General features: G+C 41.8%; 24 protein-coding genes. 6 read left to right on the top strand and 18 right to left on the bottom strand.

From position 1 onward, the window contains the following. Positions 1–213 precede the first annotated feature (213 nt). Positions 214–474 carry a metal-sensitive transcriptional regulator gene (locus ACQYAD_RS12350; RefSeq protein ID WP_430238544.1) on the bottom strand — a complete coding sequence of 87 codons (261 nt, stop codon included), beginning with the start codon at positions 472–474 and terminating at the stop codon, positions 214–216. Further along, entirely contained in the window at positions 441–818 is a 378-nt protein-coding gene (locus ACQYAD_RS12355; RefSeq protein WP_430238546.1) for a sulfurtransferase, read from the bottom strand. The genes ACQYAD_RS12350 and ACQYAD_RS12355 overlap by 34 nt, the downstream gene beginning before the upstream one ends. A 220-nt stretch (positions 819–1,038) precedes the next feature. Here ACQYAD_RS12355 and ACQYAD_RS12360 point away from each other — a divergent pair, with 220 nt between their 5' ends. The 3 genes from ACQYAD_RS12360 to ACQYAD_RS12370 all read left to right on the top strand — a co-directional run bounded on the left by ACQYAD_RS12360 (position 1,039) and on the right by ACQYAD_RS12370 (position 3,608). Further along, positions 1,039–1,740, top strand: a complete 702-nt coding sequence (locus tag ACQYAD_RS12360; protein ID WP_430238547.1) for a hypothetical protein — start codon at positions 1,039–1,041, stop codon at positions 1,738–1,740. Positions 1,741–1,846: 106 nt separating this feature from the next. After that, positions 1,847–2,218 (top strand): nucleotide excision repair endonuclease, encoded by a 372-nt coding sequence (locus ACQYAD_RS12365; protein ID WP_430238549.1) that lies wholly within the window; start codon positions 1,847–1,849, stop codon positions 2,216–2,218. Between the two features lie 130 nt (positions 2,219–2,348). After that, entirely contained in the window at positions 2,349–3,608 is a 1,260-nt protein-coding gene (locus tag ACQYAD_RS12370) for an MFS transporter (protein ID WP_430238551.1), read from the top strand. 121 nt (positions 3,609–3,729) lie between these two features. Here ACQYAD_RS12370 and ACQYAD_RS12375 read toward each other — a convergent pair whose 3' ends face one another. Beyond that, complete coding sequence (locus tag ACQYAD_RS12375; protein ID WP_430238552.1) at positions 3,730–3,924, bottom strand: IDEAL domain-containing protein; 195 nt, start codon at positions 3,922–3,924, stop codon at positions 3,730–3,732. A 224-nt stretch (positions 3,925–4,148) separates the two neighbouring features. On the opposite strand from ACQYAD_RS12375, the gene ACQYAD_RS12380 reads away from it, so the two are divergent. Then, a complete protein-coding gene (locus ACQYAD_RS12380; RefSeq protein WP_430238554.1) occupies positions 4,149–4,448 on the top strand; it encodes a hypothetical protein in 300 nt (99 codons plus the stop codon). 43 nt (positions 4,449–4,491) lie between these two features. Here the strand turns inward: ACQYAD_RS12380 and ACQYAD_RS12385 are convergent, their stop codons facing one another. Beyond that, complete coding sequence (locus ACQYAD_RS12385) at positions 4,492–5,265, bottom strand: TatD family hydrolase (RefSeq protein WP_430238555.1); 774 nt, start codon at positions 5,263–5,265, stop codon at positions 4,492–4,494. A gap of 610 nt (positions 5,266–5,875) precedes the next feature. On the opposite strand from ACQYAD_RS12385, the gene ACQYAD_RS12390 reads away from it, so the two are divergent. Beyond that, on the top strand, positions 5,876–6,715 hold the full coding sequence (locus ACQYAD_RS12390) for an alpha/beta fold hydrolase (protein ID WP_430238557.1): 840 nt from the start codon (positions 5,876–5,878) through the stop codon (positions 6,713–6,715). A gap of 307 nt (positions 6,716–7,022) precedes the next feature. Here ACQYAD_RS12390 and ACQYAD_RS12395 read toward each other — a convergent pair whose 3' ends face one another. The 4 genes from ACQYAD_RS12395 to ACQYAD_RS12410 all read right to left on the bottom strand — a co-directional run bounded on the left by ACQYAD_RS12395 (position 7,023) and on the right by ACQYAD_RS12410 (position 11,256). After that, the gene (locus tag ACQYAD_RS12395; RefSeq protein ID WP_430238559.1) at positions 7,023–8,501 is read right to left on the bottom strand and encodes a sodium:solute symporter family protein; all 1,479 of its coding nucleotides are present in this window, start codon (positions 8,499–8,501) and stop codon (positions 7,023–7,025) included. Continuing rightward, positions 8,502–8,696: a DUF3311 domain-containing protein gene (locus tag ACQYAD_RS12400; RefSeq protein WP_430238561.1), complete on the bottom strand. Its 195-nt coding sequence runs from the start codon at positions 8,694–8,696 to the stop codon at positions 8,502–8,504. Positions 8,697–8,825: 129 nt separating this feature from the next. Further along, positions 8,826–10,010 (bottom strand): M20 family metallopeptidase, encoded by a 1,185-nt coding sequence (locus ACQYAD_RS12405; protein ID WP_430238563.1) that lies wholly within the window; start codon positions 10,008–10,010, stop codon positions 8,826–8,828. Positions 10,011–10,023: 13 nt separating this feature from the next. Beyond that, on the bottom strand, positions 10,024–11,256 hold the full coding sequence (locus tag ACQYAD_RS12410; protein WP_430238565.1) for a Zn-dependent hydrolase: 1,233 nt from the start codon (positions 11,254–11,256) through the stop codon (positions 10,024–10,026). 237 nt (positions 11,257–11,493) lie between these two features. Between ACQYAD_RS12410 and ACQYAD_RS12415 the strand changes: the two genes are divergently transcribed. Continuing rightward, the gene (locus ACQYAD_RS12415; protein ID WP_430238566.1) at positions 11,494–13,338 is read left to right on the top strand and encodes a helix-turn-helix domain-containing protein; all 1,845 of its coding nucleotides are present in this window, start codon (positions 11,494–11,496) and stop codon (positions 13,336–13,338) included. 64 nt (positions 13,339–13,402) lie between these two features. Here the strand turns inward: ACQYAD_RS12415 and ACQYAD_RS12420 are convergent, their stop codons facing one another. The 10 genes from ACQYAD_RS12420 to ACQYAD_RS12465 form a co-directional block, all read right to left on the bottom strand. Continuing rightward, the gene (locus ACQYAD_RS12420) at positions 13,403–14,593 is read right to left on the bottom strand and encodes an ABC transporter substrate-binding protein (RefSeq protein WP_430238567.1); all 1,191 of its coding nucleotides are present in this window, start codon (positions 14,591–14,593) and stop codon (positions 13,403–13,405) included. 84 nt (positions 14,594–14,677) lie between these two features. Continuing rightward, positions 14,678–15,385: an ABC transporter ATP-binding protein gene (locus ACQYAD_RS12425; RefSeq protein WP_430238569.1), complete on the bottom strand. Its 708-nt coding sequence runs from the start codon at positions 15,383–15,385 to the stop codon at positions 14,678–14,680. Then, positions 15,378–16,142, bottom strand: a complete 765-nt coding sequence (locus ACQYAD_RS12430) for an ABC transporter ATP-binding protein (RefSeq protein WP_430238571.1) — start codon at positions 16,140–16,142, stop codon at positions 15,378–15,380. The genes ACQYAD_RS12425 and ACQYAD_RS12430 overlap by 8 nt, the downstream gene beginning before the upstream one ends. A gap of 1 nt (position 16,143) precedes the next feature. Then, entirely contained in the window at positions 16,144–17,175 is a 1,032-nt protein-coding gene (locus ACQYAD_RS12435) for a branched-chain amino acid ABC transporter permease (RefSeq protein ID WP_430238572.1), read from the bottom strand. Next, positions 17,175–18,038 carry a branched-chain amino acid ABC transporter permease gene (locus tag ACQYAD_RS12440; RefSeq protein WP_430238574.1) on the bottom strand — a complete coding sequence of 288 codons (864 nt, stop codon included), beginning with the start codon at positions 18,036–18,038 and terminating at the stop codon, positions 17,175–17,177. The genes ACQYAD_RS12435 and ACQYAD_RS12440 overlap by 1 nt, the downstream gene beginning before the upstream one ends. 74 nt (positions 18,039–18,112) lie before the next feature. Further along, positions 18,113–19,789 (bottom strand): long-chain fatty acid--CoA ligase, encoded by a 1,677-nt coding sequence (locus ACQYAD_RS12445; RefSeq protein WP_430238576.1) that lies wholly within the window; start codon positions 19,787–19,789, stop codon positions 18,113–18,115. Between the two features lie 53 nt (positions 19,790–19,842). Next, complete coding sequence (locus ACQYAD_RS12450; RefSeq protein ID WP_430238578.1) at positions 19,843–20,724, bottom strand: alpha/beta hydrolase; 882 nt, start codon at positions 20,722–20,724, stop codon at positions 19,843–19,845. A 138-nt stretch (positions 20,725–20,862) separates the two neighbouring features. Beyond that, entirely contained in the window at positions 20,863–21,621 is a 759-nt protein-coding gene (locus ACQYAD_RS12455; protein WP_430238580.1) for a 2-phosphosulfolactate phosphatase, read from the bottom strand. Between the two features lie 11 nt (positions 21,622–21,632). Further along, positions 21,633–22,691 (bottom strand): phosphotransferase family protein, encoded by a 1,059-nt coding sequence (locus tag ACQYAD_RS12460; RefSeq protein ID WP_430238582.1) that lies wholly within the window; start codon positions 22,689–22,691, stop codon positions 21,633–21,635. 17 nt (positions 22,692–22,708) lie between these two features. Then, positions 22,709–23,878, bottom strand: coding sequence for a thiolase family protein (locus tag ACQYAD_RS12465; protein WP_430238584.1), 1,170 nt, complete (start codon positions 23,876–23,878; stop codon positions 22,709–22,711). Between the last annotated feature and the right edge of the window lie 35 nt (positions 23,879–23,913).

Here is a 23,913-nt window from a genome sequence, read left to right on the forward strand (position 1 = left end):
CATCATCTCCATAGGGTTTATAGTTCGTTGTTAAGTACATTTTGATTGCAATGAAATTGGCTATCTTCTTTGTGTATTTACCTTGTCGTCACTTACTGATTTCAAACCTCCTTATACCACATAGGGTATTTGTTCACTTAAAAATTTTTAATGGTCTTTCGTAATACCCATAGGGGTATATTAACTGACAAAAAAAAATCTGTCAACCATTTTTTATCGACTTTTTACTAAAAGCTTGATCGCTTCTTTCACCAATTCATCCGTATCGCTATTTGTTTCATTTTGAGTTTGCAGGCACATTTTTAAATTTTCTGTTACAATGACTCCGATTGTATGGTTTACTGCGGAGCATACTGCAGATAGCTGGTTTATCACCTTTTCGCAGTCCTGCTTTTCTTCCATCATTCTTAAAATCCCGCGAACTTGTCCTTCTACACGTTTTAAACGATTTTTTGTTTGCTTATCATATTCCAATGTTTTTCACCCCTTTTTTCGTTGATGACCATAAAACCTTCAATCTGGAATTTCTTTTTTAACAAAAAGCGAATCGCTAAATTTTTTTCCACAGTGTCTGAAGCAAGGACAATAACTTTTTTATTCGGTATTTCTCGATAATACCGTTTTAAATAAGCAAAAGGGATATTGACCGAATGACAAATAGGACATTTGTAGGTAGTTTGGTAATCCCTTAAGTCTAAAAGAACGGCGCTATCGTGAATTCTTTCCTCTGTTAAATCGGAAATACCGGTAACAGGTACATACCTTTTGAATAAATCTATACTAATTAAAATGACCAATATAAGACATAGAAGCAGCATTCAGCCTTAACCTCCATTGTGAAGTACAAGTTTTATTCTATACCTATAGGGGTATTTTGTAAAGTGTTTTGTTGACTTTTTTTGACGTCCTTATTTGGATATACCGTTTTGTATATTCCGCCTTAGTTTACATAATATAGTTATAGTTCATTTTGAAAATCCTTCCCCTTTACTGCTGCATACACTATTTAATCAAAAAAAATAAAGGAGATAGATTTTTATGCCCCTTTTTATGAATCAAAATGAACATCCAACCGTTTATAAAAATACCGTGCAGCTTCAGGAACAAAACCAAACGATTTGTAAAAACGACCCGCTGGCTGAATTTTTCAAAGTACAGCAAAATGAAATTCAACAGCAATACGAAAAATACCGCGAATGGCAAAATAAATGCTGGAACGAGATTAATGGCCAGCTCGATTCCCTGCAATCGAACAGCATTAAGCATACAGAGGTCGAAGCGCAAATATTGGAAACATTAAACGTTTTAGATCAGAAAGGTAAACAGCTTCATGAAGTGCTGCAAAAAGATGGTTTACAATATCAAGAGGTTAGCGAACAAATACGCCAGCAATACGAAAAAATGAATGAAATCATCTCCAGACTGGAACAGTTTGAAGAAACAGATCGATTTCTTTTTAAACAGCTTGAGAGCCAAACGCAAGTTTCCGATCAATTTCAAACAGATGTACTGATCAGATTGGAAAAGCAAGAAGCGTTATCAGAAAAAATTTTACGTCAAGTTAATCATATCCGATCCATTTTGTTTGAGCGAACAAACTATCTTGCCGGAAAAATTGAAGAAGGTTATAAACTAACCTCCTCCTATGTATACAAATTGATGACCGGATCTGATCAGCCGCTCACGTTTGTAATGCTCAATCAAAAAAAGTATGAAAGGGATCAAAAATCCAAACAATAACAGCGAAAATCTTCCTTCTTTCGTTTATTTGTTTTCAAAATCGCTTTCGAGTTGGCTTCCATCAGCAACATATGGTACCATCGTTGAAGAATAGGAAGTGATGAGCATGATAAAAATCGAAATACCGAACCCAGATGTTGTCTTAACAAAACAAAAACAGTCAGATGAAAATGTGGAAGAAGGAATCAGCAAATACGGCTTTACCGATTATCACCGCGTTCCTCGTGACAAGGGTGGAGTCCTCTTATTTTTTAACGAGGATGATGAACTTCTATTTGTCGGAAAGGCACGAAAATTGCGGCAACGACTCAAAAAACATTTTGAAGATACTGTTTCACCATTGAAAACACATCGGGATGAAGTGTTTAAAATTTCAATTTCGATTGTCGAAGATCCGATGGAGCGGGAAATATACGAAACGTACATCCTCAACAAATGGAAAGCAAAATACAATATCGACAAAGTGTTTTACAAATAACTTTGCAAAAAGCTTATTCATCAAATGAATAGGCTTTTTCTCTGTCTGTTTTTGTTTTTCGAAAATGCAGGATATTCGAATTATTCTCCGAAAATATACTATATAAATCTTTTAAACGGAGGTGAGTGAAATGTTAAAGCAAGAGAAAAGCTGGGTTTTATACGATTGGGCGAATTCAGCCTATTCATTGCTCATCACGACAGCTGTTTTTCCGCTATATTTCAAGGCTGCAGCAGCCGAAGCGGCGATCCCTGGAAATGCTTCAACCGCATATTGGGGGTACGCGAATTCGCTCGCAACCCTTTTTATTTCGCTTTGTGCGCCCATTCTTGGAACAATTGCCGACTATCGTGGTTTTAAGAAAAAGTTTTTCACTTTTTTTGTCGCCATAGGCGTCATTTTTACGCTTTTACTTTCTATCGTACCAAGCGATCAGTGGATCCTTCTTCTGTTTTTTTATGTTCTGACGATTATCGGTTTTGCGGGCGCCAATATTTTTTACGATGCATTTTTAGTCGATGTGACCACAAAAGAGCGGATGAATCAAGTCTCATCCCGCGGGTTTGCAATGGGATATGTTGGCAGTACCATTCCTTTTATCCTTAGTATTGCGCTCATCCTTTTATCGCAAAAAAAAGCGATTCCGCTTACGGTTGCTGCGGCAAGTCAGGTATCTTTTGCAATTACCGCAGTATGGTGGGGATTCTTTACGGTTCCAATGTTCAAAAACGTACAGCAACTTTATTTTATTGACCGCGAGGCAAACTTGATTGCCAACAGTTTTAAACGAATGCTTCGAACTCTAAAGCACATCAAAGACGAGTACCGTTCCCTTTTTCTTTTTTTGCTTGCATATTTTTTCTATATAGATGGCGTTAATACGATTATAACAATGTCAACAGCCTATGGTTCTGATTTGGGCATCAGTTCAACCAGCCTTCTGATTATCTTGTTTGTAACACAAATCGTTGCTGCCCCGTTTTCCCTTCTGTATGGTCGCCTTGCTGAAAAATGGAATGAAAAAAGCATGCTGCTTATCGGCATTGCCGTTTATATCATTATCTGTACCTATGCCTATTTTTTAAAAACAGCTTTGGATTTTTGGATTTTGGCAATGCTTGTGGCTTCTTCCCAAGGCGGGATTCAAGCATTAAGCCGCTCCTATTTTGCCAAACTTGCACCAAAAGAATCCGCCAATGAGTTTTTTGGTTTTTACAATATTTTTTATAAATTTGCCGCGATCCTTGGCCCATTTCTAGTTGGGCTCACCGCTCAAATAAGCAATAAAACAAACACAGGGGTATTCAGCCTAATCTTTCTGTTTATCATCGGCGGAATTTTGCTTTGGAAAGTACCGATTGTCAAAAAAATTAGCGCAAGAAAGGAATAACAGCACGTTTTGAGGAATATAGATTTAAGGATGAGCCAGAAGCTTCACAAATAAATCGACGCGATAAACGGTCACAAAAAATCCCTATTCACTTTTTCGAATAGGGATTTTATCCATTATTTTAAGAAATTTTCTTTAACTCCTCTGTTAAGCGGAGAAATTGCTCCTTATTTCTGGTTTTTAGTGACTGGTCGATTTCCTTCAGAATTTCATTCCTTCGAAAATCAAGCAGGGCATTCTTTAACACCATTTCAGCAAGCAGAGAATCCTGGTTTTCTTCCGGATGTTGTGTTGAATTCACTAAATTCTTTTCCAATGGAAATCAACTCCTTGAGCTTTTTTCTATTATACAAACAATTTTTTTATTTTTCAAATACTTTTATTTGAAAATTTATTACTTTTTTTATCATAAAAAATAATACAACTGGAATAACCCGTAAAAAATAGTTTTATTTTTGTTTTGGGCGGTATAAGCACTTTTTTTCGCTGGTCACATATTACTAAATTAGAATGAACCATCAAGATGGAGGGGACAAAAATATGACGTATATGTGGATTGCAGTCATAATCGTTGTCATTCTCTATACATTGTATTTAATCTGGTTTAATAAAAAATGGTGTTTGCTCGCCACTGTTTTTAGTGATGAAGAATACTTTAAAATTGCGGAAATACTAAGGGTAAACGATATTAAATATTTTACAAAAATGGCTATTGACTGGGGACGACCTCCCGGACAAAGAACAGTGATCGATCATAAGCAAGTTGATTTCTATGTTCACAGGCAAGATCAACACATTGCAAAACAAGCATTGAGCAGACAGAAAGAAACAAAACGATAGCGGGTTGCTCGAATGCAAACACCCGCTTTTTGTTTTTGCCAGCTTATAAGCGATAAAATTTCATCGTGTTTTGATGCAACATGCGTGCTGTCTTTTCTTCGGAAAGCATTTTTATTTCGGCGATCGATTTGACCGCCTGCTGCATCATTCCGGGTTGAGTTCTTTTGCCTTTAAACGGCCCTTCAAACGGCCATGGCCCATCTGTTTCCACCATTATTTGTTCGATTGGATACATTTTTGTGATGGTCTGAATTTTGCTTTTATATACGACTTCAGGCGTCACTGAAATAAAATAACCATTTTCGATCATTCTCTCTGTTGTTTTCGCGTCCCCTTTATACCAATGAAAATGTGCATTTACAAAGGAATATTTTTCAAGAAGATCACAGACTACGGAGGCATCCTCGTAAACTGCGTGAAGTGCAATCGGCGTTTTCCACTTTTTCGCCAATTGGATAAAAACGGACAGCCATTCCCGATATTCCTCATATTGCCTAACTGAAACTTTCCCTTCCTTTTTTAAATAATACGGTAAGCCCACTTCCCCGACCGCTGTCATATTTTCCAAATGGTTCTCAATCCAATCGATTAGATCCTGTTTTTCGGTATCGGATGGCAATGGCTGCTCCGGGTGATAGCCGAACGATGGTTTTACTTTTTGAAAAATCTTTGATAGTTGAAGATTCCGTCTGCACGAATTCAGGTCAGTTGAAACGGTGATTAAAAAATCAATCCCCAACGAATCGTTTAAAATCGACTGAATTTCGTCGTCATGATATTGATCTAAGTGGATATGGGCATCAATCAGGTTAAACAACTTATTTCACCTTCCCTAATTTCACATTATTACGCTTAAACGTCCCTCTTTCTGGGTAAAGGTTGCAATATCGGTTATGATCGGGAGCATTTTGCCTGTATTTTAAGAATCTAAGAGTTATATTGGCCACTCGGCAATATAACTGGGAATATACTTGAATTTTCAGTTTCCTCCGGTTTGTGGCAAAATAACATACATGTTACGATGTTAACCGTGCAACATACTAATTTGAAGGGATGGATTTGTTATCAGTTATTTACAACTAAGTTATACGAGCGAAATGGAAAAAGCAATGCATAGTGCTCATAGTGTTGGGTATGAGGTGTATAGCAGGAGCCACGCAGCAAGAATGAAGGTCGAACAGCGGCGGGAGCAGGATTATATACAAAGCCAGCGGATCTTACTGGACATTTACCGAAAAGCACAACAAAGCTTTTACTACTAACAAACCATCGGAAAACCATCATTGAATGTTGCAGGGAGATGCTTTTAAAACAAAGCTTATCCCTGTTTTTTTAGTTTCTCTATCCCCCCTAAATTATCCTCTTTTGACTAAAAAAATTTTTTTGGGGCAAATTACATTCATATCTTTTGTAAGGGGGAAACGAAAGTGTTACAGCCTGGATCATTTGGCTTTCAAGCGATCAATGAGGCAAATGTTTATTATGAATTCTATCCAAACACTTCATCGAAAAAAACAATTGTTCTGCTTCATGGATTTCTTTCTTCTACCTTTACGTTTCGCCATTTGATTCCATTATTGCATCAAGACTATCAAGTTTTGACGATTGACCTTCCTCCATTTGGAAAGAGTGAAAAATCTCGCCGTTTTGTCTATTCATATAAAAATATGGCACAAACCGTCATTAAACTTGTTGAATTTTTTAAACTAAAAAACATCACGCTTATTGGCCACTCAATGGGTGGGCAAATCGTGCTAAATATCCTTCATTTGTTGCCGCAGTTCTCAAATGAAGCCATTTTATTGTGCAGTTCTGCTTATTTAAAACGGGCAGCACGAACGTTGATTTTTACAAGCTACCTTCCCTTTTTTCCGTTTTTTGTGAAATATTGGCTTGAGCGGACAGGGGTAAAGAAAAATCTGCAGGATTCCTTATTTAATCATGACTTAATTAATGAGGAAATGATTCAAGGATACTTAGAACCTTTTTTATCAAAAGAAATTTTCACTGCTCTCGCTCGTATGGTCCGCCATCGAGAAGGCGACTTGCCGGCAGAAAAACTCCAACAAATTCAGACTCCCTGCCTGTTGATATGGGGCGAACAAGATCGATCCGTCCCGCTTGAGATCGGCAAGCGTTTGAAAAACGATCTGACAAATGCTGAACTCGTTGTTTTAAAAGATACTGGCCATGCCATTCCAGAAGAACGCCCAACGGAAATTTATCAGTATATTCATACATTTTTGCAACCCGTTAAAGCGAAATAGTTCAACCTATTGATATGCGTGGCAGCAGTCCCAAAAAGGGGGCTTGCTCATCCTGTTGTACGAGCAGTTTTCAGTTTTCAGCCATTTTTTTAGCCATTCTTTTTGCAGAGAACCGTGTAAAAAAACAAATCATTTAAAGAAAACTCGCCGATTGGCGAAGACAGAGGCGTAGTTGATTTTATCACGCTCAAAACGGCACATCCTGTGCCTTTCGCCTGACTAGGGCATCCTTGCCCGTCGTGCGTTCAGAATTTATGGATATAAATTCTGGCGATATTATAAAAAAAGATGGCCTAGGCCATCTTTTTTATGCAATAATTTCATCTGTTTCTGTATTGGACGAATTGATGGATCGTGTGACAAGGCTGACGCCAAAGGTTACAACCAAGTTGATTACAAGGGCAATAATTCCTACGTTTAGATCTTTAATTGATTGCGGAAGACTTGGGAAAAGGGTGCCAATCGTCGTCTGGGTAATCGTTGTATATGCGACTGTAAATACTCCGGCCGCAATCCCGAGAAATGCTCCTTGTTTTGTAACAAAATTATTTTTAAACAAGCTTGAAACAAGAGCAGGAAATAACTGGGTTACCAAGCTATACCCCATCAGAAGCAATGTTACAATCGTGTTCCCGCCTTTAAAGGTAAAGTAAAGGGCAATGAGAGCAACAACCGGAACAAGGTTTTTCGCTAACCGGGAAACTTGCTGTTCGCTTGCCTGCGGCCGAAAAACTTTGTAAACATTTTTCGCCAAAAGTGTAGGGGCCGCCATTAAAATCATCGAACCGGGAACAATCGCTGTCAGCAAGCCGGCAGCACCAATAATGCCCACTATCCACGGATCGAAAGTTTTGATCGATAACCTTAATAGGGACAAATCAGCAGCCGGACCTTCCAAACCTTTTACTTGAAGAATTGCTGCAAAACCAACAAAGAAAACAAAAAGCAAAACTAACTGATATAACGGCATGATAATTGCATTTTTGCGGAACACTTTTTCATTTTGCGCAGAATAGATTGACCCGAATGTATGCGGCCAGGCATAAAAGCCAAGTGCTGTTAACAGTACAGTTGAAACAAACCATGAGCTGCTTAAACCGCTTTGCGGCAAGGTAATGAAACCTGGCTTTGCTTGATCAATTGCCTCAAACATCGGCTGAATGCCGCCATAGTAATGGAAAGGGAGATAAATTCCTAAGAACAAGACAATCGCGAGAATCATCGTATCTTTGATCACTGCTGTCCAGGCTGAGCCATGTATACCAGAGATCATAACATATACAGTTACCGAAAGCACGCCAATCCAAATTGCGATCGTTGGAGATATTGTTCCATAAGAAGCTTCTGAAACGATAATCCCCAATCCTTTTAATTGCAATACAAGATAAGGAATCAAAGCTACGACCCCAACAAGCGCGACAAACACACCTAGATAAGGGCTTTTGTATTTGCTGACAAAAAAGTCGGACTGGGATAACAATTTATTTTCTTTCGCATATTTCCAGATTGCCGGAAGCATCCAATAGGACATGATATAGGCCAAGCAGCCATAACCGAGAATATAGAAAGTAGGTCCGCCCTTACCGTATGCCCAGCCGCTGCCACCAAGGAATGTAAAGGTTGTATAAATCTCCCCTGCCATCAGCAAAAAGACAAAGATTGAACCAAAACCGCGTCCGCCAACCGTCCATTGTTCAAGGTTCATATCCTTTCCTTTTTTAGCTTGGATCCCGAGAAACATGGTTAACAATAAAAAGCCAAAAATGATAAATAGTGCTGAATTCATTTATACTCCCTCCTTATTTTTCGGATCCAATTGATAAATAATTGCCATAATTGCTGAAGTCATCACAACCCAAAAAACAATCCAGAATAAAATAAATGGCATGCCGAGGATGTACGGCGTCACGCGATTCGTAAAGAAGATACCACCTAAGATTCCAATGAACGGGAGCAGCGCCAATAAGTGATAGAGTTTCATCGAAGACCTCCTGATATTTTTGTTTGAATTTTCCAAAAATTATAGCTATACTGCTATGCGGCCGCACTAGATGGCGGCCCCTTCAACGCGGCAAGGCATAGCATGAGTTGAAATCCTTTGACAAGAGCTTTAATTCAAAAATTTAAAGGTGGCATGAAGGAACATTTTAACACCGATTTCCAGTGCATCTTCGTCAATGGTAAACCTGGCGTGATGATGCGGATAGGTAATTCCCATTTCTCTATTTCCTGCTCCCACATAGAAGAAGGCTCCAGGCGCTTTTTGCTGGAAGGCTGAAAAATCTTCTCCCCCCATATTTGGCCGCATAAGATCAAGCGCCTCTTCTCCAAACACTTCCAGAACGGTTTCTTCTAGCACCTTTGTCACTTGTTCATCATTGATAACCGGACGGTAGCCATTTACATACTTAAAGTCATAGCTGGCACCATGTGCGGACGTAATACCTTTTACTATTTGCTCCATTTTTCCCGGAACCGCTTCGCGCAATTTTGCGTCAAAACTGCGAACTGTACCGCACAGTTCAACAGAACCAGGAATGACGTTATGCGTCGTTCCGCCAATAAACTGTGTAACCGAAACGACCAAGTTATCTAATGGATCCGTATTTCGGGAAACAATATGCTGCAGGTTGGTAACGACTTGGGCAGCGATTGCAATCGAATCAATCGTATCGTGCGGAAGAGCGGCGTGTCCTCCTTTTCCCTTAACTGTTATATGAAAAGTATCCGGTGCTGCCATCATTGGCCCATAGCTGATGCCAACTTTTCCTTTTTCAATCGGCGACCACAAATGGGTGCCAATCACAAGATCGACTCCATCCATGACGCCAGCTTGAACCATTTCTTCTGCACCGCCTGGAAACAACTCCTCCGCATGTTGGAAAAAGAAACGCACTTCCCCTTTAATTTCGGATGCTAGCTGTGACAGCACTTTTGCCGTTCCCAACAGCATTGCTGTATGCCCGTCATGGCCGCACGCATGCATAACGCCCGGATTTTTACTGGCAAATTCAAACGTATTTTCCTCCTGAATTGGCAGCGCGTCCATATCGGCGCGAATCGCTAAAACTTTCCCCGGTTGATTTCCGATTAATCTGGCCATCACACTTGTTTTGGTTGGTCTTGAAAGTTCCAGATTGCCGAAGGAAGCAAGGGTATCATAAATAAATTGCGCTGTTTTTTCTTCTTGAAAAGACAATTCCGGATTTTCATGCAAATGTCTCCTCCAGCGGATGACATCTTCCTTAACCTCATCGGCCAAGTCCTTTACATTTAACATTGCATCTGCACTCATCTTCATTCACTCCTTAATTTTTTTGAATCGCCAAATTCACAATAGTCTTGTAAAGAGCGATTGCACCATGCCCGCAATCTTCTTTTGAACTCCATTCTTCCGGATTGTGGCTGATGCCGTTCTTTGAACGGACAAACAACATGCCGATTGGACATAGATCTTTCATTTGCATGCCATCATGACCAGCGCCGCTAGGAAGGGTGAAAATTTCATAACCCAATTCTTCAAATGCTGCTTTAGCTGCAGATTGAACCAATTCGGAACACGGTACTGGCGGTACTCGCTGCAGGAGTTCAACGTTTAAGTTTACGCCTTGAATTTGGCAAATCTCCCGAGCTTGCTGTAAAATTCTTTCTTCGACGCCATCGCGGACTTTCTCATCGATATCGCGCAAATCAAGGGTAAATTCCACGCGGTTAGGGATAACGTTGATCCCGCCTGGAAAAACTTGAAGCTGACCAACGGTCCCAACGGTCGTACCCGTTTTGGCTGCTTCTGTTTCGATTGTCAGCATCATTTTTGCTGCGGCCGTAAGGGCATCATGTCTTAAATTCATCGGCGTTGTTCCGGCATGGCCAGCCTCTCCCTCAATGATTAATTTAAGCCACAGAGGACCAGCAATCCCTGTAACAATTCCTACAGGAAGGTTTCGCTGTTCAAGTACCCGCCCCTGCTCAATATGAAGCTCAACATATGCCTTTACATCCCCCGGTTTTCGTGCCGCTTTTGAAACTTCGTCCGGATTGAGGCCGGCTGAGGCCATTGCCTCGGCAATCGTAATCCCGTCCTTGTCTTGATAGTGCAAATCTTCAGCGGTTAGCGTACCGGCGATCCCTCTGCTGCCGATCATGCCAAAACTAAACCGAGCCCCTTCTTCGTCCGTAAAAGCTATGACCTCAATCGGATGTTCTGTTTCAATGTTTTGCTCCTTCATTGCCTGCAATGCTTCCACTGCAGCAATCACTCCAAGTGGGCCATCAAAATTCCCTCCATTATAAACCGAATCAAGATGCGATCCGACCATAACTACAGGAGCGTTCGCATTCTTTCCTTCTTTTCGGCCAATCAAATTGCCTGCTTCATCGATTCGGACGGATAAACCGGCTTCCTTCATATATGTAGCAACAAGATCTTTTGCCTGCTGTTCTTCTTTTGTAAACGATAACCTGATTATTCCGCCTGCTTCTGTATGGCCGATGGTGCTTAAAGACTGCAACCTTTGCCAAATTCGATCCTCATTAATCACCAAAAGGTCCCCTTCCCATTTTGATAGAATATTTGTTTTATTTTAAAAAATTTTGATAACTTTTTCTTTGTTTAAATACACAAAGTTTTCACAATTTTTTTGTGCATAATTTACAATATACAATTAAAAGAAAGATTTTATCCAAAATAATCAGCTAATTGATTCTTTTTTTGTTAAAATAAACAAAAGAAATTTAATTTTTTGTATTTTAAACAATATTCGCCAGGAGGATTTTTAATGAATGAACCATTAAGCCATCGACAATTGCAATCATTGATCCAAGTTTCAAACGTTTTAAATTCTTCGCTGGATATTGATACAATTATGAATGCGATCATGGTGCAGACCGTTTCCGTTATCGATGCGGCAGACGGAGGTGCACTGTTCATTTTTGATAGAGAAAACGGCTTTTTGACAGCCAAAGCAGATAGCCGTTTCAAGTCCGATATTCTCAAAAGCATCAAGCTCAGGCCCGGGGAATCAATGACAGGTATGGCTTTTTCCGCTAGGCAATGTTTGATATTCCCTAACAGGGAAGAGGTGGAAAAAGCAAATGAAACCTTGTCAGAGACGAATCGGAAATTAATGGTTGACTCGATTCCGACCATTCCGTATTCAACGATATGCGCGCCTATTTTTTTAAAAGAGGAATGCATCGGTGTGATTGTACTCGATTCGTTTGATCCATCCCTTCACTTTATTAATGAAGATATTAATCTCTTAAAAGCCATTGCCCATCAGGCAGCCGTTGCACTTGAAAAGGCCAGCCTTTATCTTGAACAGGAAAAGACGGTGAAGCAATTAAAATTGTTGAACGATACGATCTCAAAGCAAAATGAGTGGCTTTCACGCTCTGTTGAAATTCATAACAGTTTAGCAACCCTTGTTTTGAACGGTGAAGGTCTTGACTCGATTATCCGCTATTTGCGCAAAAAAATCGGTCGTCCCATTATACTGGTCGATGATCTTGGGGAATTGATTTTCTATACAGATCAATCGATGCTTTCAAGCGAAATTTTGTCGGCTATTAAAACGAAAGCTGTTGAATCGATGGGGATAGTAAAGCTCCCGCGGCAAGTGTTTGAACTGTCGTTCGATCAAAAGCCGCTAAAGATAACCATTTTGCCAATCGGCACAAAACCAAATTTGTTTGGTTCATTGGTCATTGCTGAAAGTATTGAAATGAATGATGTCGACATTACAGCCTTGGAGCATGCCTGCACTGTCATTTCATTGGAAATGATGAAAGAACAGGCGGTTTTCGAAGCAGAGGAACGAATGAATGGCGAGTTAATTGAAGCGCTTTCCGCTGGAAAAATCGATAGCAAGCTCCTACAGCGGGGCAAGCAGCTGCAGTTTGAGCAAGAGGCGCTATATATGGCGATGATTCTCCAGCTTGATGAACAAGAACAGTCGCAAAAACAAACAAGCATGGTCCGCCACTTGGTAAATATGGCAAACCGTGTTTTTTTGAAAAACTTTGCAAAAGGCCTTGCCGTCCGCCACCACGATCAAGTGATTATTCTACTTTCATTTCAGCAAAAGGTTTCGACCACTTATGTCAATTTACAAATAAAAGAGCTTATTGGACGGTTTCAGCATGAAATCGCCTTAAAAAACTGGGGAACAACCGTTTCCTTTGGTATTGGCCGGATTCATTCAGGACTCGCCAAAGTCACAAAAAGCTTGCAGGAAGCAAGCAAATGTTTGCAGTTTATTCGCAGCTACAATCAATCGAAAGCCGTGATACATTATCAAGAATTAGGCGTTCAGCGCCTGCTTCTGCAAAATTCGGAAGAAGAATTGATCGACTTTATTTTTGAAATTTTGGGACCTGCTATCGAATATGATCAAAACCGTAAAGGTGAGCTCCTCACCACTTTATTCACCTATTTGCACCATAATCAAAATAGCAAGGCAGCAGCAGAATCAATCCCAATCCATTTCAATACGTTGACCTACAGACTGAAAAAAATTGAACAGCTGCTCGGAATTGATTTGGCGGACAATCAGCAATTTTTAAATGTCCAACTTGCCGCCAACCTGTTTCCGTTTTTCAAGGACAAGCTTCCAGTTTTATAAATTCGGCTAAACAGAATCCTCCCATTTCCAGTGATTTCTTGGAAACTGGGAGGATTGGTTTAAATTATTTCACCTTGATCGGAACAATTTTCCCGTTTTCAACTGCAGCAACGATCAGTTCTGAATCAAAGCCGCCATCTGCCCCAATCTTTTGAATGTTATACACCTTTTTATCGTTAGGCAGTTTATCAATTCCATCCTGCATATGTGCACGGATTTTTTCCGGATCATCAACTGATCCTGCTGCTTGCATGGCGCCGACAAAAATATTCATCGCAATATAGTTCAAGCCTGCTTCAGAGCCCGGATCTTCTTTGTATTTTTCGCGATACTTCTTAACAAACTCTGGAACTGCCGGAGCATCTGAATCAACCAGTGGCATGACCCCAATGGAGCCGTTCAAAACATCGTATGTCCCGGTAACCTTTTTCATTTCATCAAGCTTCGCCTGATCCATAATGACAAAACCGCCCTTGAAACCAAGTTCGCGCGCCTGCTTCGCCACTTTTGCCGTCGGCTCGGATGCACCGCCGATGAATAAAACATCAGGATTTTCCTTTAAAGCATTCGTCACAATTGTAAAGAAATCCGTGTCTTTTGTAAAATCAATCGACGAATTGTAGACAATTGATCCGCCCCGCTTTTCCCAATACGTTTTAAGTTTTGCTGACCAGTCTTTGCCATATTGAGAGGAAGTCGGCAAGAAAGCAATCTTTTTCCCAAACTTACTCATTGCATAATCGGTAAACGGTTTTAAGTATCCGTCATACCGCGGCGGAATCCGAACGGTCAGCTTATTGCCAACCTCGGTCACTTTCGGTTCACTTGTGTATGCGCCAATAATAAATTTTTGCTGTTGGTTAAAAACTTGCATCGCAAATACTCCGCCGCTGTGCGGTGTAAAAATGATCGGTGTTTTGTTTTCTTGAAGAAGCCTTTTGGCATTGGCTCCCGTTTCGTTCGGTAAGTATTTATCATCTAGTGAGACGATATTTAATTTGTATTTTTTCCCATTCACTTCAAAACCGCCGCTGTTATTGATTTCCTCAGCAGCCATTTTAACCCCGTTCAATGTACGCTCTCCGTAGAAAGCAGCTGGTCCGCTTAACGGTCCGCTGTAGCCGATGTTGACAACCCCTTCTCCGCCTTTCGTTTCATTGCTGCCTGAGGAACTTGTTGTTTTCGATGTTCCACTGCAGGCAGCCAAACCTAAAAATAAAACAAAGATTACTCCCATTAGAAACGTTTTTTTCATTCAAAGTCCCCCTTTGTTATTTCAATATTCTGAATGTTATATAGAAAAATTTCCTTGCAATCACCCCCTTTACCGACTAAACTTCTAAGCACCAATATAAGCTTTGCGGACATCATCGTTTGCAAATAATTGTTCAGAAGTTCCCTCCAGAACGACAGAGCCATTTTCAAATACATAGCCTTTATTGGCAATTTTTAGCGCGGCATTCGCATTTTGTTCCGCAAGAAGGATCGTTGTCCCCTCTTGGTTGATTCGCTGGATAACTTCAAACATTTGTTCAACAATCAAAGGTGCAAGCCCAATTGAAGGTTCATCAAGCATTACTAGCTCCGGTTTCGACATCAATGCCCGGCCGATCGCAAGCATTTGCTGCTGACCGCCGCTCAACGAACCAGCGGCATCATGCCGCTTTTCTTTTAATATCGGAAACAATTCATACACGTGTTCAATTGATTGCCTGATTTCTTCCTTTTTCCGTCTGTGGATGTATGCGCCCATTTTCAAGTTTTCCTGAACGGACATTGCTGAAAAAAGCTTCCGGCCTTCTGGGCATTGAACAATTCCCAGCTGAACAATCCGGTCGGCTGTCCGCTTTTTCAACGACTCGCCATTAAACAAAATATCTCCGTTTGTCAGTTTGCTAAGACCGCTGATTGCCCGGAAAGTAGTGCTTTTTCCCGCACCATTCGAACCGAGCAGCACAACAATTTCCCCCTTTTCCACTTCGATATTGACGTTTTTGATTGCGGTAAAACTGCCATAGTTCACTGAGACATCCGATAGTTTAAGCAATCGCGCTCCCTCCTAAGTAAGCTTTAATCACTGCTGGATTGTTGCGGATTTCTTCCGGCGTTCCTTCTGCAATTTTTTCGCCATAATTTAAGACCATGATTTTATCAGCCAGCTTCATAATCATCTGCATTTTGTGCTCAATCAAGCAAACGGTAATTCCTTTTTTCACCATTTTCTGCATCAATGCTGCGAGGCCTTCCGTTTCATCGGGATTGACCCCTGCTGCCGGTTCATCGAGGAAAACAATTTCCGGGTCGGTCGCAAGCGCGAGTGCAAATGCCGTTCGTTTTTTCTCCTCCTGCGTTAGACTAGCGACTTCTTTGTCAGCGACCTTTTGCAAATCGACAAATTCAATCATTTCAAATGCCTTCTCACGGCATTGCTTTTCTTCACGTTTGTGTCTTGCGGTTCGAAAAACGGCATCCAGTAAATTCGATTTCGTTCGCAGGCGGTGTCCGATCATGACATTGTCAAGTACGGTTGATTGTTCGAATAGATTCGTTGTCTGAAACGTTCGCGCAATTCCGAGCTCAGCAATTTTATTTGCCGGCATTTTCGCAATATCGACCCCTTTAAAAAGAACTTCTCCGGAAGTAGGCCGATGAAAGCCGCTGATCAAATTGAAAAAGGTAGATTTTCCTGCCCCATTTGGACCAATAATTGCATTGACTTTTCCTTTTTCGATTGAAAAATCAACGTGATTCACCGCGGTCAAACCGCCAAAACGTTTTGTCAGTTGTTTCGTTTGCAGAATCATCCTACCCCTCCTCAATTTGCTTTTCAGCAGTTGGAAACCGCTCGGTAATCGCATTTGTTTTTGCTATCTTGTACAAATGTTGTTTTTTCTCATGTCGCTTTGCTTTCCAGCTTGATAGCGCACCAACAATTCCTTTTGGATAAAATATAACAAGCAATGTTAAAACCGGGCCAAAGATCATCATGCGATAGTCCTGAAGAAATTGAAGCTGTTGGGAAATCCAGACGATTAATAAGGTGCCGACAATCGGTCCGGTCAGAGTGCCGATACCGCCGACTAGTAAGTAGGTTAATAAATCAAACGTAATCGTAATATAGCCGATATCCGGACCAATAAAGCGGATAAATGCGGCGTAAAGCGCACCGGATAATCCGGCAAAAAAGGTTGATAACACAAAAACGGTTAATTTATTTTTCATTGTTGAAATGCCAATCGTCAGTGCTAAATCTTCACTATTGCGAATCGCGATGTAAGTACGTCCAGTAAGTGAATGAATGATGCGGTACATAACAAATACAACGAGAAGCAAGAAAAACAAGATGAGGTAGTATTGAGAAAAGGGACTATCAAATGAAATAGGACCAATTGCCTCCGGTGCAGGAATTCCGATCAAGCCGCGAACACCTTCTGTTAAACTGTCCCATTTGTCAATCACAAGATAAAGAATGTAGCCGACACATAATGTATAGATGGCGAAGAAATGTTCTTTTGTTCGTAAAGCAATCAAACCGATGAGGAAACCGAGAAAACTTGTAATGACTAGTGATAACAAGAACGCGAGCCAAAAATTCAGCTGTGCTTTAACCGTTAAAATCCCTAGAGCATACGCGCCAACAGCGAAAAAACTTGCATGGGCCAATGATAAATACCCAGTGTAACCAGCCAGGAGATTTAAACCATAAACACCAATCATCCAAATAAACGAAAGGGTCATCACATGGATCAAGTATTCGTTTTGACTAAAAAACGGAAAAGCAACGGCTAATAAGATAAACAGTGTAATCGTATTTCTTTGCTTAAATATTTTTGCCACTATTGTCCCCCCTTTGAAAACAGACCCGTCGGCTTAACTGACAAAATAATGACAAGGAGAACGAAAGCGATAATGTCTTTGTAATCATTCGAAATATACGTGGCACCTAAACTTTCACTAAAGCCTAAAATATAGCCGCCGATGATCGCACCCGGTATGCTCCCCATTCCGCCAAGTATGATGATGACAAATGCTTTTAGGATCACAAGTTGACCCATTCCCGGAAAAACAAGATTTATCGGTGCAGCTAGCGAAGAAGCAATCGCTGCAAGTCCCCCTGAAATCATAAACGTCAGCATTGCCACTTTATCGGTATTGATGCCAACCAAATTGGCACCTTCACGATTTTGCGACATCGCAATAATCGTTGCGCCAATAAAGGTCTTTTTTAAGAAAAGATAAAGCAAAATCATCACAACAATCGCGGAAATAACAATTAATAATCGCTGCATCGTCAAAGTCAGGCCAAAAAGTTTTACCACATTACCATAGGGTGTCGGCATTGATTGATAATCCGCCCCCCAGACAAATTGGGCAAATGCTTCGAGAAACAGCAAGATCCCGATTGCAGCAATTTTATCATGGATTGGCGGTGCTTCCCGCAATGGGTGGAAGACAAGCCGTTCCATTAACACGCCAATCAGGCCAACAACAAGAATGGAGACAAACATTGCCAGCCAATACTCCATTCCAGCTTTTGTAATCATGGTTAGCGTAATATACCCGCCCATCATATAAAGAGCACCATGGGCAAAGTTAGGAATATGGAGGATGCCATAGACGAGTGTTAATCCAAGAGCGACCAAACTGTACACACTTCCAATGGTTAAGCCGTTGAATAGCTGTTGGATGAAAATTTCCATTGTTTACCCCCTTGTCATCTTTCTCGTTTCCGCAAAAATAAACAGAGCTTTTTGCGGAAACGGTCATTCACCTGTTATTCAACTTTTGTTTCCGCTTTTTCCCACTCTTCCTCCTGAAGCTTGCGCCAAAGAATTTTTCCACTGCTCGTAACCGGAAATTGCTTCTTAAACTCGACATAGCGCGGATATTTATAAGCCGCCATATGCTCTTTCGCCCAGTGAATAATTTCTTGTTCGGTCACTTTCCCTTCCGCCTCTTCATTTAAAATCACAAATGCTTTCACCGTTTCGCCGCGCCTTGGATCCGGCACACCAACAACACATGCCTGCTGAATCGCCGGATGCTTGTATAAATAGGATTCTACTTCTGTCGGCCACACTTTAAAGCCAGAAGCATTAATCATTCGTTTTACCCGATCAACAATAAAGAAATACCCTTCTTCATCATAACGGCCAATATCACCCGTTCTGAAAAATTTCTTTCCGTCATGTTCAATAAACGCACTGCGGTTTTCATCATCACGGTTGTAGTAGCCGATCATCACCTGTGGTCCGTTGACGATAATTTCGCCAATTTCACCAACGCCAAGCTCCTTCCCGGTTGCCGGGTCAATAATCCGTGCATCGACATCAAATGATGGAATTCCAAGGCATTGCATTTTAGGCCGATCAGCCGGATTGAAATGCGTTTGGGCGATCGTTTCCGAAAGACCATATCCTTCAACATACCGCAATCCTGTCATTTTGAATAGCTTTTCACCAACAGCTTCCGGCAATGAGGCACCGCCGCCGGAAATCGAAGTTAGCGTTGCTAAATCTTCTGCTTTTAATTTTGGATTTGCCAGAAAATCAACAATCATCGTGGCAATTGCAACCCAATGGGTACACCCTTCATTTTTTATTAATTCAATAGCTGCTTCACGATTCCATCTCGTCATAATGACCATTGTGCTACCGCTAAAAATCGGCATATGCATACTGTGAACCATGCCGGTCACATGAAAGAGCGGCAAAGTTGTCAAATGAACGGAGTCTGTTGTAGTCCGCGACCAATAATAGGCACCAACCGTGTTTGCCTGTACGGTGCGATTCGTATGCATGCAGCCCTTTGGCAGGCCGGTCGTTCCGGAAGTGTACGGCAACACAGCCAGATCATCTGCTTTTGCCGTATGCTCGCCCGGGATGTAGCCTGCTCGAACGGCTTCGCTCCAAAGATAATGATTTCCTTCACTGTAAACTCGCCTTGGAGCTACCGCTTCTTTTGGAACAACGTCAGAAAAATCGGCTCCAGTATAATCGGAATAGGCGGCGATGATTAGGTTGCTTAGCGTCGTTTTCCCAAGCAATGGCGCAACTTGATCATACAATTCCTGACTGATAATCGCTGTTTTAATTTCACAATCCCGTACGTAAAATTCCAGTTCATTCGCTGTCAGCATTGGATTGATCGGAACAACCGCAGCATTCGCCCGCAAAATCGCATAATAACCGATTACAAATTGCGGTGAATTTTGCATAAACAGCAGCACTTTTTCCCCCGTTGCAACAGCAAGCTTCTGCTGCATAAAGCCAGCAAGTTCAATTACCTCTTCATCGAGTTGTTTATAGGAAATGGTATTCCCGTAATAAATAATGGCCGTATGATTAGGATAGCGCGCCGCACTTACTTTTAAGTTGTCATACAGAGAGGTTTCCGGAACCTTTAAAGACTTTGAGATATTGGGCCAATAAGGAAAATGAAGAGTTTGCATGTGATCTTCGCTCCTTTTTTTAAATTTGCCTTACTCAAGCAATCAGTGCTACTTTAGCGACAGCTTGCGGCAAAGTGGTCTTTCAGCGCTTTGGCTGCATCGGCAATCGCTTTTTTTCCATCGTCAAGGGCTTCTGTCATATTTAAAAATCCATGGATCATGCCTGGATAGCAGAAATACTGCGTTTCGACACCCGCTTTTTTAAGTTTTTCGGCATATTCGAACCCGCCATCCCTTAATGGGTCGTATTCCGCGGTTAAAATATAGGCAGGCGGCAGCAACGGTGTAGCTTCTTTAGGGATTAATAGCGGTGCTGCCATTGGATTTTTCGTATCGGCATACTCTGTGAGGTATTGTTGCCTAAACCATTTCATCGTTGCTTTTGTTAAATGATAGCCTTCACCATATTCTTCATAGGAAGGCGTATAGTGAAAACCGGTGGAAGGATAAAAGAGCATTTGATACAAAATCGCGGCACCTTTTCGTATTTGCGTTAAATAGCAGACGACGGCTGCCAAATTCCCGCCCGCACTGTCACCGGCTACTGCAAGACGTGTCGGGTCGCCACCAAGTCCAACTGCTTGTGCAGCAGCCCACTGAAGGGCCATATAGGCATCCTCGACGGCGACAGGAAACTTACTTTCCGGGGCAAGGCTGTAATCGACCGCAACAACCATGCATTCCGCTTGATTCGCAAGGGCACGGCAAAGAGGATCATGGGTGTCAAGGTCACCGATCACCCACCCTCCGCCATGAAAATAAACAAGGACTGGAAGTGATTTTAGTTGTCCCGGTGTATAGATGCGAACCTTTATATCGTTTTGAAAACCGGGAATTTTCCGTTCCTCCACTTTGGCGATCGGTTCTGGCTTGGATAACATCCGGCACATTTTCGCAAAGGCCGCTCTCGCCTCGCTCACGGTTTGTTCAGACATTGGGGGTGCTCCCCTAGCGTTCAGTTTTTCCAATAAGATTTGTACTTGTGGGTTTAAAGCCATGTTTTCACTCCTTTCATATGTAAACGCTATCAAAAACTTTATTAATTATTTTCGAATGAATTGATTGCGAACCCGTTACTTGCTAACAGGCTCGCATTCTTCTATTTCCGCATTTATTATGGTTTTCCCTTTTAAAATAGGAACAACGGAAAATATATTTTCATTCGAGACAAAGTCAAGTTCCTTTTCATATCCATACCCCGCTAGCATCTTGCCCACCCGCGATTCTCTTAAAAGCCTTGCACCGTTCTGGCTGTTTCCTTTGTAAAATTGATAGGCGCCAAGGGCAGGATCCGTTAACTCCCATTGGAACACATCGCTTGCCAGCAGACATGCAATAAAGTGTCCGGCACCGTAAAAATCCTCGACATTAAACTCCCCTGATGATCCGGAACAGACGAGTAACAATGTTTCTCCATCAAGACGTTTTCCTACATGATTGGCCACTGCTTGATTGTTTACGAGTGTTGAAGCATAAACGGCCTTGGCTTTTGACGCCCCCTTTAGTGCAACTGTTCCGTTGGTTGTCGAAAGAATAACCGTTTTACCAAAAATTTTTTCCTGCAAATCAAGCGGATTCGGCGATAAAAAACCATCTAATGTTTTCCCTTCATATTCGCCAACTAAAACATAACTTCCCTCTTTACGGCCGTTGACTTCGATTTGGGCTTCCATGCCGTTTAAGACTGGAACCACTTCCTTTGCTCCGAATTGCAAAGCGGAAGTGATGGTCGAGGTAGCAAGCAACACATCGAAGACAACAACGATTTTATTGTCTTTTACTTTTTGCTGGTCCAATTCTTCTTTTTTTAAAAGAAGATGTATTTTCCTCATCTGTTTGCACCTCAGGTCTTTCTTTCAGTTAGTTCAAGTGCGTATTGAATTAAATTGCGGACAAACGCATCGAGATGGGCAAACCGTTCATCCTTTGTTTGACCATTTTTCCAGCGATAGAAAATTTGCTGGCAAATTACGGCCAGTTTAAAATAGGCAAACGTTAAATAAAAATTCATTGCGGTAAGATCTCGGCCACTTTTTTTCGCATAACTCTCCATAAATTCCGTTCTTGTCATAAATCCCGGGGTCGCCGTGATTGGTACTTCACCCATCCCTTTTTTTAATAAATCGGAATCATTCGGTTCAGTCCAATAGCTCATCGCAACACCAAGGTCGGCCAGTGGATCTCCAATTGTTGTCATTTCCCAATCAAATAACCCGATCAATTTTCGAAAGTCTTTGTCAAACATTGCGTTATTGAGTTTGAAATCGTAATGTATGATTGCTGGTGCCTGTGAGACCGGTATATGGGTAACCATCCATTTTTTCAGATGGTCAATTCCCTTAATTTCCTCAAGCTCTACACGTTCGTAACGGTGGATCCAGCCATGCACTTGCCTTTCTAAAAAACCCGCTGGTCTCGTCATTTCTATGAGCTTTGTTTTTGCAAAATCAATGCTGTGAAGCAAAACAAGATTGTCGACCATGGTTTCCGAAATTCGCCGGCAAATTTCTTTCGTTGGCGTACTATCTGGCGGAAACTCTGTGTCTAGCACGATACCTTTTTTTCTTTCCATGATAAAAAAGGGGCAGCCAATGACGCTTTCATCTGCAAAGAGATACGGCTTTGGCGCTGCCGGAAAGTGGGGGTGAATTTCCGTGAGTATCCGGAATTCCCGTGCCATGTCATGCGCTTTCGGGGCAACCGGCCCCAATGGCGGCCTCCTTAAAACAGCCTCCCACTCTCCGATATTCAACTGATACGTTAAGTTGGAGCGGCCGGCGCTAAATTGGACAATTGCAAGCGGATCATCTGGCAAGTGTTTAATATAGCGGCGAATAAATGCCTCGATCGCTGCCGCATCCAGTTCTTCTCCTTTTCGAATCGGAATCGTATCCGCAGCCATGATCGCCACTCCTTTCATTAAGCTTTTTCAATTATGGTTGCAATGCCCTGACCGCCGCCGATGCAAGCAGTAATCAGTGCAAATTTTCCGCCGGATCTATGCAATTCATAGACTGCTTTTGTCATTAAAATGGCTCCTGTTGCCCCAAGCGGGTGCCCGTGGGCGATGGCGCCGCCGTTGACATTCACCTTTTCCAAATCCATTTGCAATTCGCGATTGCAGGCAAGTACCTGTGCTGCAAAGGCTTCATTTATTTCGATGAGATCCATGTCTTCAAGTGATAACCCGGACTTTTCCATAACTTTTTGAACGGCTGGAACCGGTCCGATTCCCATGATGTTTGGATCAACCCCTGCTACTGAATAATCGCGAATGACCGCAAGTGGCTGTATGCCAAGTTCCTCGGCTTTTTCCCTTGACATTATGACAAGGGCTGCTGCCGCATCATTTAACCCAGAGCTGTTACCGGCTGTTACGGTTCCTCCCTCGAGGAACGCTGGCTTTAGTTTTGCCAATCCCTCCATGGTCGATTGCGGTCTTGGGTGTTCGTCTTTTTTAAAAACAATCGGTTCACCCTTCTTGACAGGAATGGTAATCGGTACAATTTGTTCATCAAACCTGCCTTCCTCCATTGCAGCTGCCATTCTTTGCTGGCTTCTTAATGCAAATTCATCTTGTTCCTCACGGGGTATTTGGTATTTTTTTACTAAATTTTCCGCAGTGATTCCCATAGGCGGATCACCGATCTCTTTTGGAGACAGCTGTGATTTTCGGAAACTAGGCGGTGTGGAGCTATACGGTTTTTCCGGCCGATCCATCAAGTATGGCGCGCGGCTCATGCTTTCTGTTCCACCCGCAATATAAATATCACCGTCGCCAGCCCGGATCGCCTGAGCTGCCAAATTGACAGCATTGATTCCTGAACCGCATTGACGATCAACAGTCAGTCCAGGCAAATCTATTGATAAACCAGTCTGTAAAGCTGTTAACCTCGCAATATTGCCGCCTCCGCTTAAAACATTGCCGAAAATGACATCATCAACTTGCTGTGGATCAAGATGGACTCTTTTTACCGCTTCTTTTATGACTTCAGCCCCAAGCACATGTGCCGGTACGCTGGCAAGCGCTCCCCCTTGGCGGCCGATTGCCGTCCGTACGGCTGAAACAATCACTGCATCCCGTTTCATTTTTACTGCACCCCTATTCGAAAAATTTGTTATGA

The organism is Neobacillus sp. SM06 (assembly GCF_050496765.1).
In the GTDB taxonomy this organism is placed as follows: domain Bacteria; phylum Bacillota; class Bacilli; order Bacillales; family Cytobacillaceae; genus JAEVLT01.

Excerpts from the sequence above, each read along its gene's own strand:
- ACQYAD_RS12365 (WP_430238549.1), top strand. The coding sequence starts at position 1,847 with ATGATAAAAATCGAAATACCGAACCCAGATGTTGTCTTAACAAAACAA.
- ACQYAD_RS12360 (WP_430238547.1), top strand. The coding sequence starts at position 1,039 with ATGCCCCTTTTTATGAATCAAAATGAACATCCAACCGTTTATAAAAAT.
- ACQYAD_RS12450 (WP_430238578.1), bottom strand. The coding sequence starts at position 20,724 with ATGTCTGAACAAACCGTGAGCGAGGCGAGAGCGGCCTTTGCGAAAATG.
- ACQYAD_RS12370 (WP_430238551.1), top strand. The coding sequence starts at position 2,349 with ATGTTAAAGCAAGAGAAAAGCTGGGTTTTATACGATTGGGCGAATTCA.
- ACQYAD_RS12465 (WP_430238584.1), bottom strand. The coding sequence starts at position 23,878 with ATGAAACGGGATGCAGTGATTGTTTCAGCCGTACGGACGGCAATCGGC.
- ACQYAD_RS12460 (WP_430238582.1), bottom strand. The coding sequence starts at position 22,691 with ATGGCTGCGGATACGATTCCGATTCGAAAAGGAGAAGAACTGGATGCG.
- ACQYAD_RS12430 (WP_430238571.1), bottom strand. The coding sequence starts at position 16,142 with ATGATTCTGCAAACGAAACAACTGACAAAACGTTTTGGCGGTTTGACC.
- ACQYAD_RS12405 (WP_430238563.1), bottom strand. The coding sequence starts at position 10,010 with ATGAGTGCAGATGCAATGTTAAATGTAAAGGACTTGGCCGATGAGGTT.
- ACQYAD_RS12455 (WP_430238580.1), bottom strand. The coding sequence starts at position 21,621 with ATGAGGAAAATACATCTTCTTTTAAAAAAAGAAGAATTGGACCAGCAA.
- ACQYAD_RS12440 (WP_430238574.1), bottom strand. The coding sequence starts at position 18,038 with ATGGAAATTTTCATCCAACAGCTATTCAACGGCTTAACCATTGGAAGT.
- ACQYAD_RS12380 (WP_430238554.1), top strand. The coding sequence starts at position 4,149 with ATGACGTATATGTGGATTGCAGTCATAATCGTTGTCATTCTCTATACA.
- ACQYAD_RS12395 (WP_430238559.1), bottom strand. The coding sequence starts at position 8,501 with ATGAATTCAGCACTATTTATCATTTTTGGCTTTTTATTGTTAACCATG.
- ACQYAD_RS12415 (WP_430238566.1), top strand. The coding sequence starts at position 11,494 with ATGAATGAACCATTAAGCCATCGACAATTGCAATCATTGATCCAAGTT.
- ACQYAD_RS12355 (WP_430238546.1), bottom strand. The coding sequence starts at position 818 with ATGCTGCTTCTATGTCTTATATTGGTCATTTTAATTAGTATAGATTTA.
- ACQYAD_RS12445 (WP_430238576.1), bottom strand. The coding sequence starts at position 19,789 with ATGCAAACTCTTCATTTTCCTTATTGGCCCAATATCTCAAAGTCTTTA.
- ACQYAD_RS12420 (WP_430238567.1), bottom strand. The coding sequence starts at position 14,593 with ATGAAAAAAACGTTTCTAATGGGAGTAATCTTTGTTTTATTTTTAGGT.
- ACQYAD_RS12400 (WP_430238561.1), bottom strand. The coding sequence starts at position 8,696 with ATGAAACTCTATCACTTATTGGCGCTGCTCCCGTTCATTGGAATCTTA.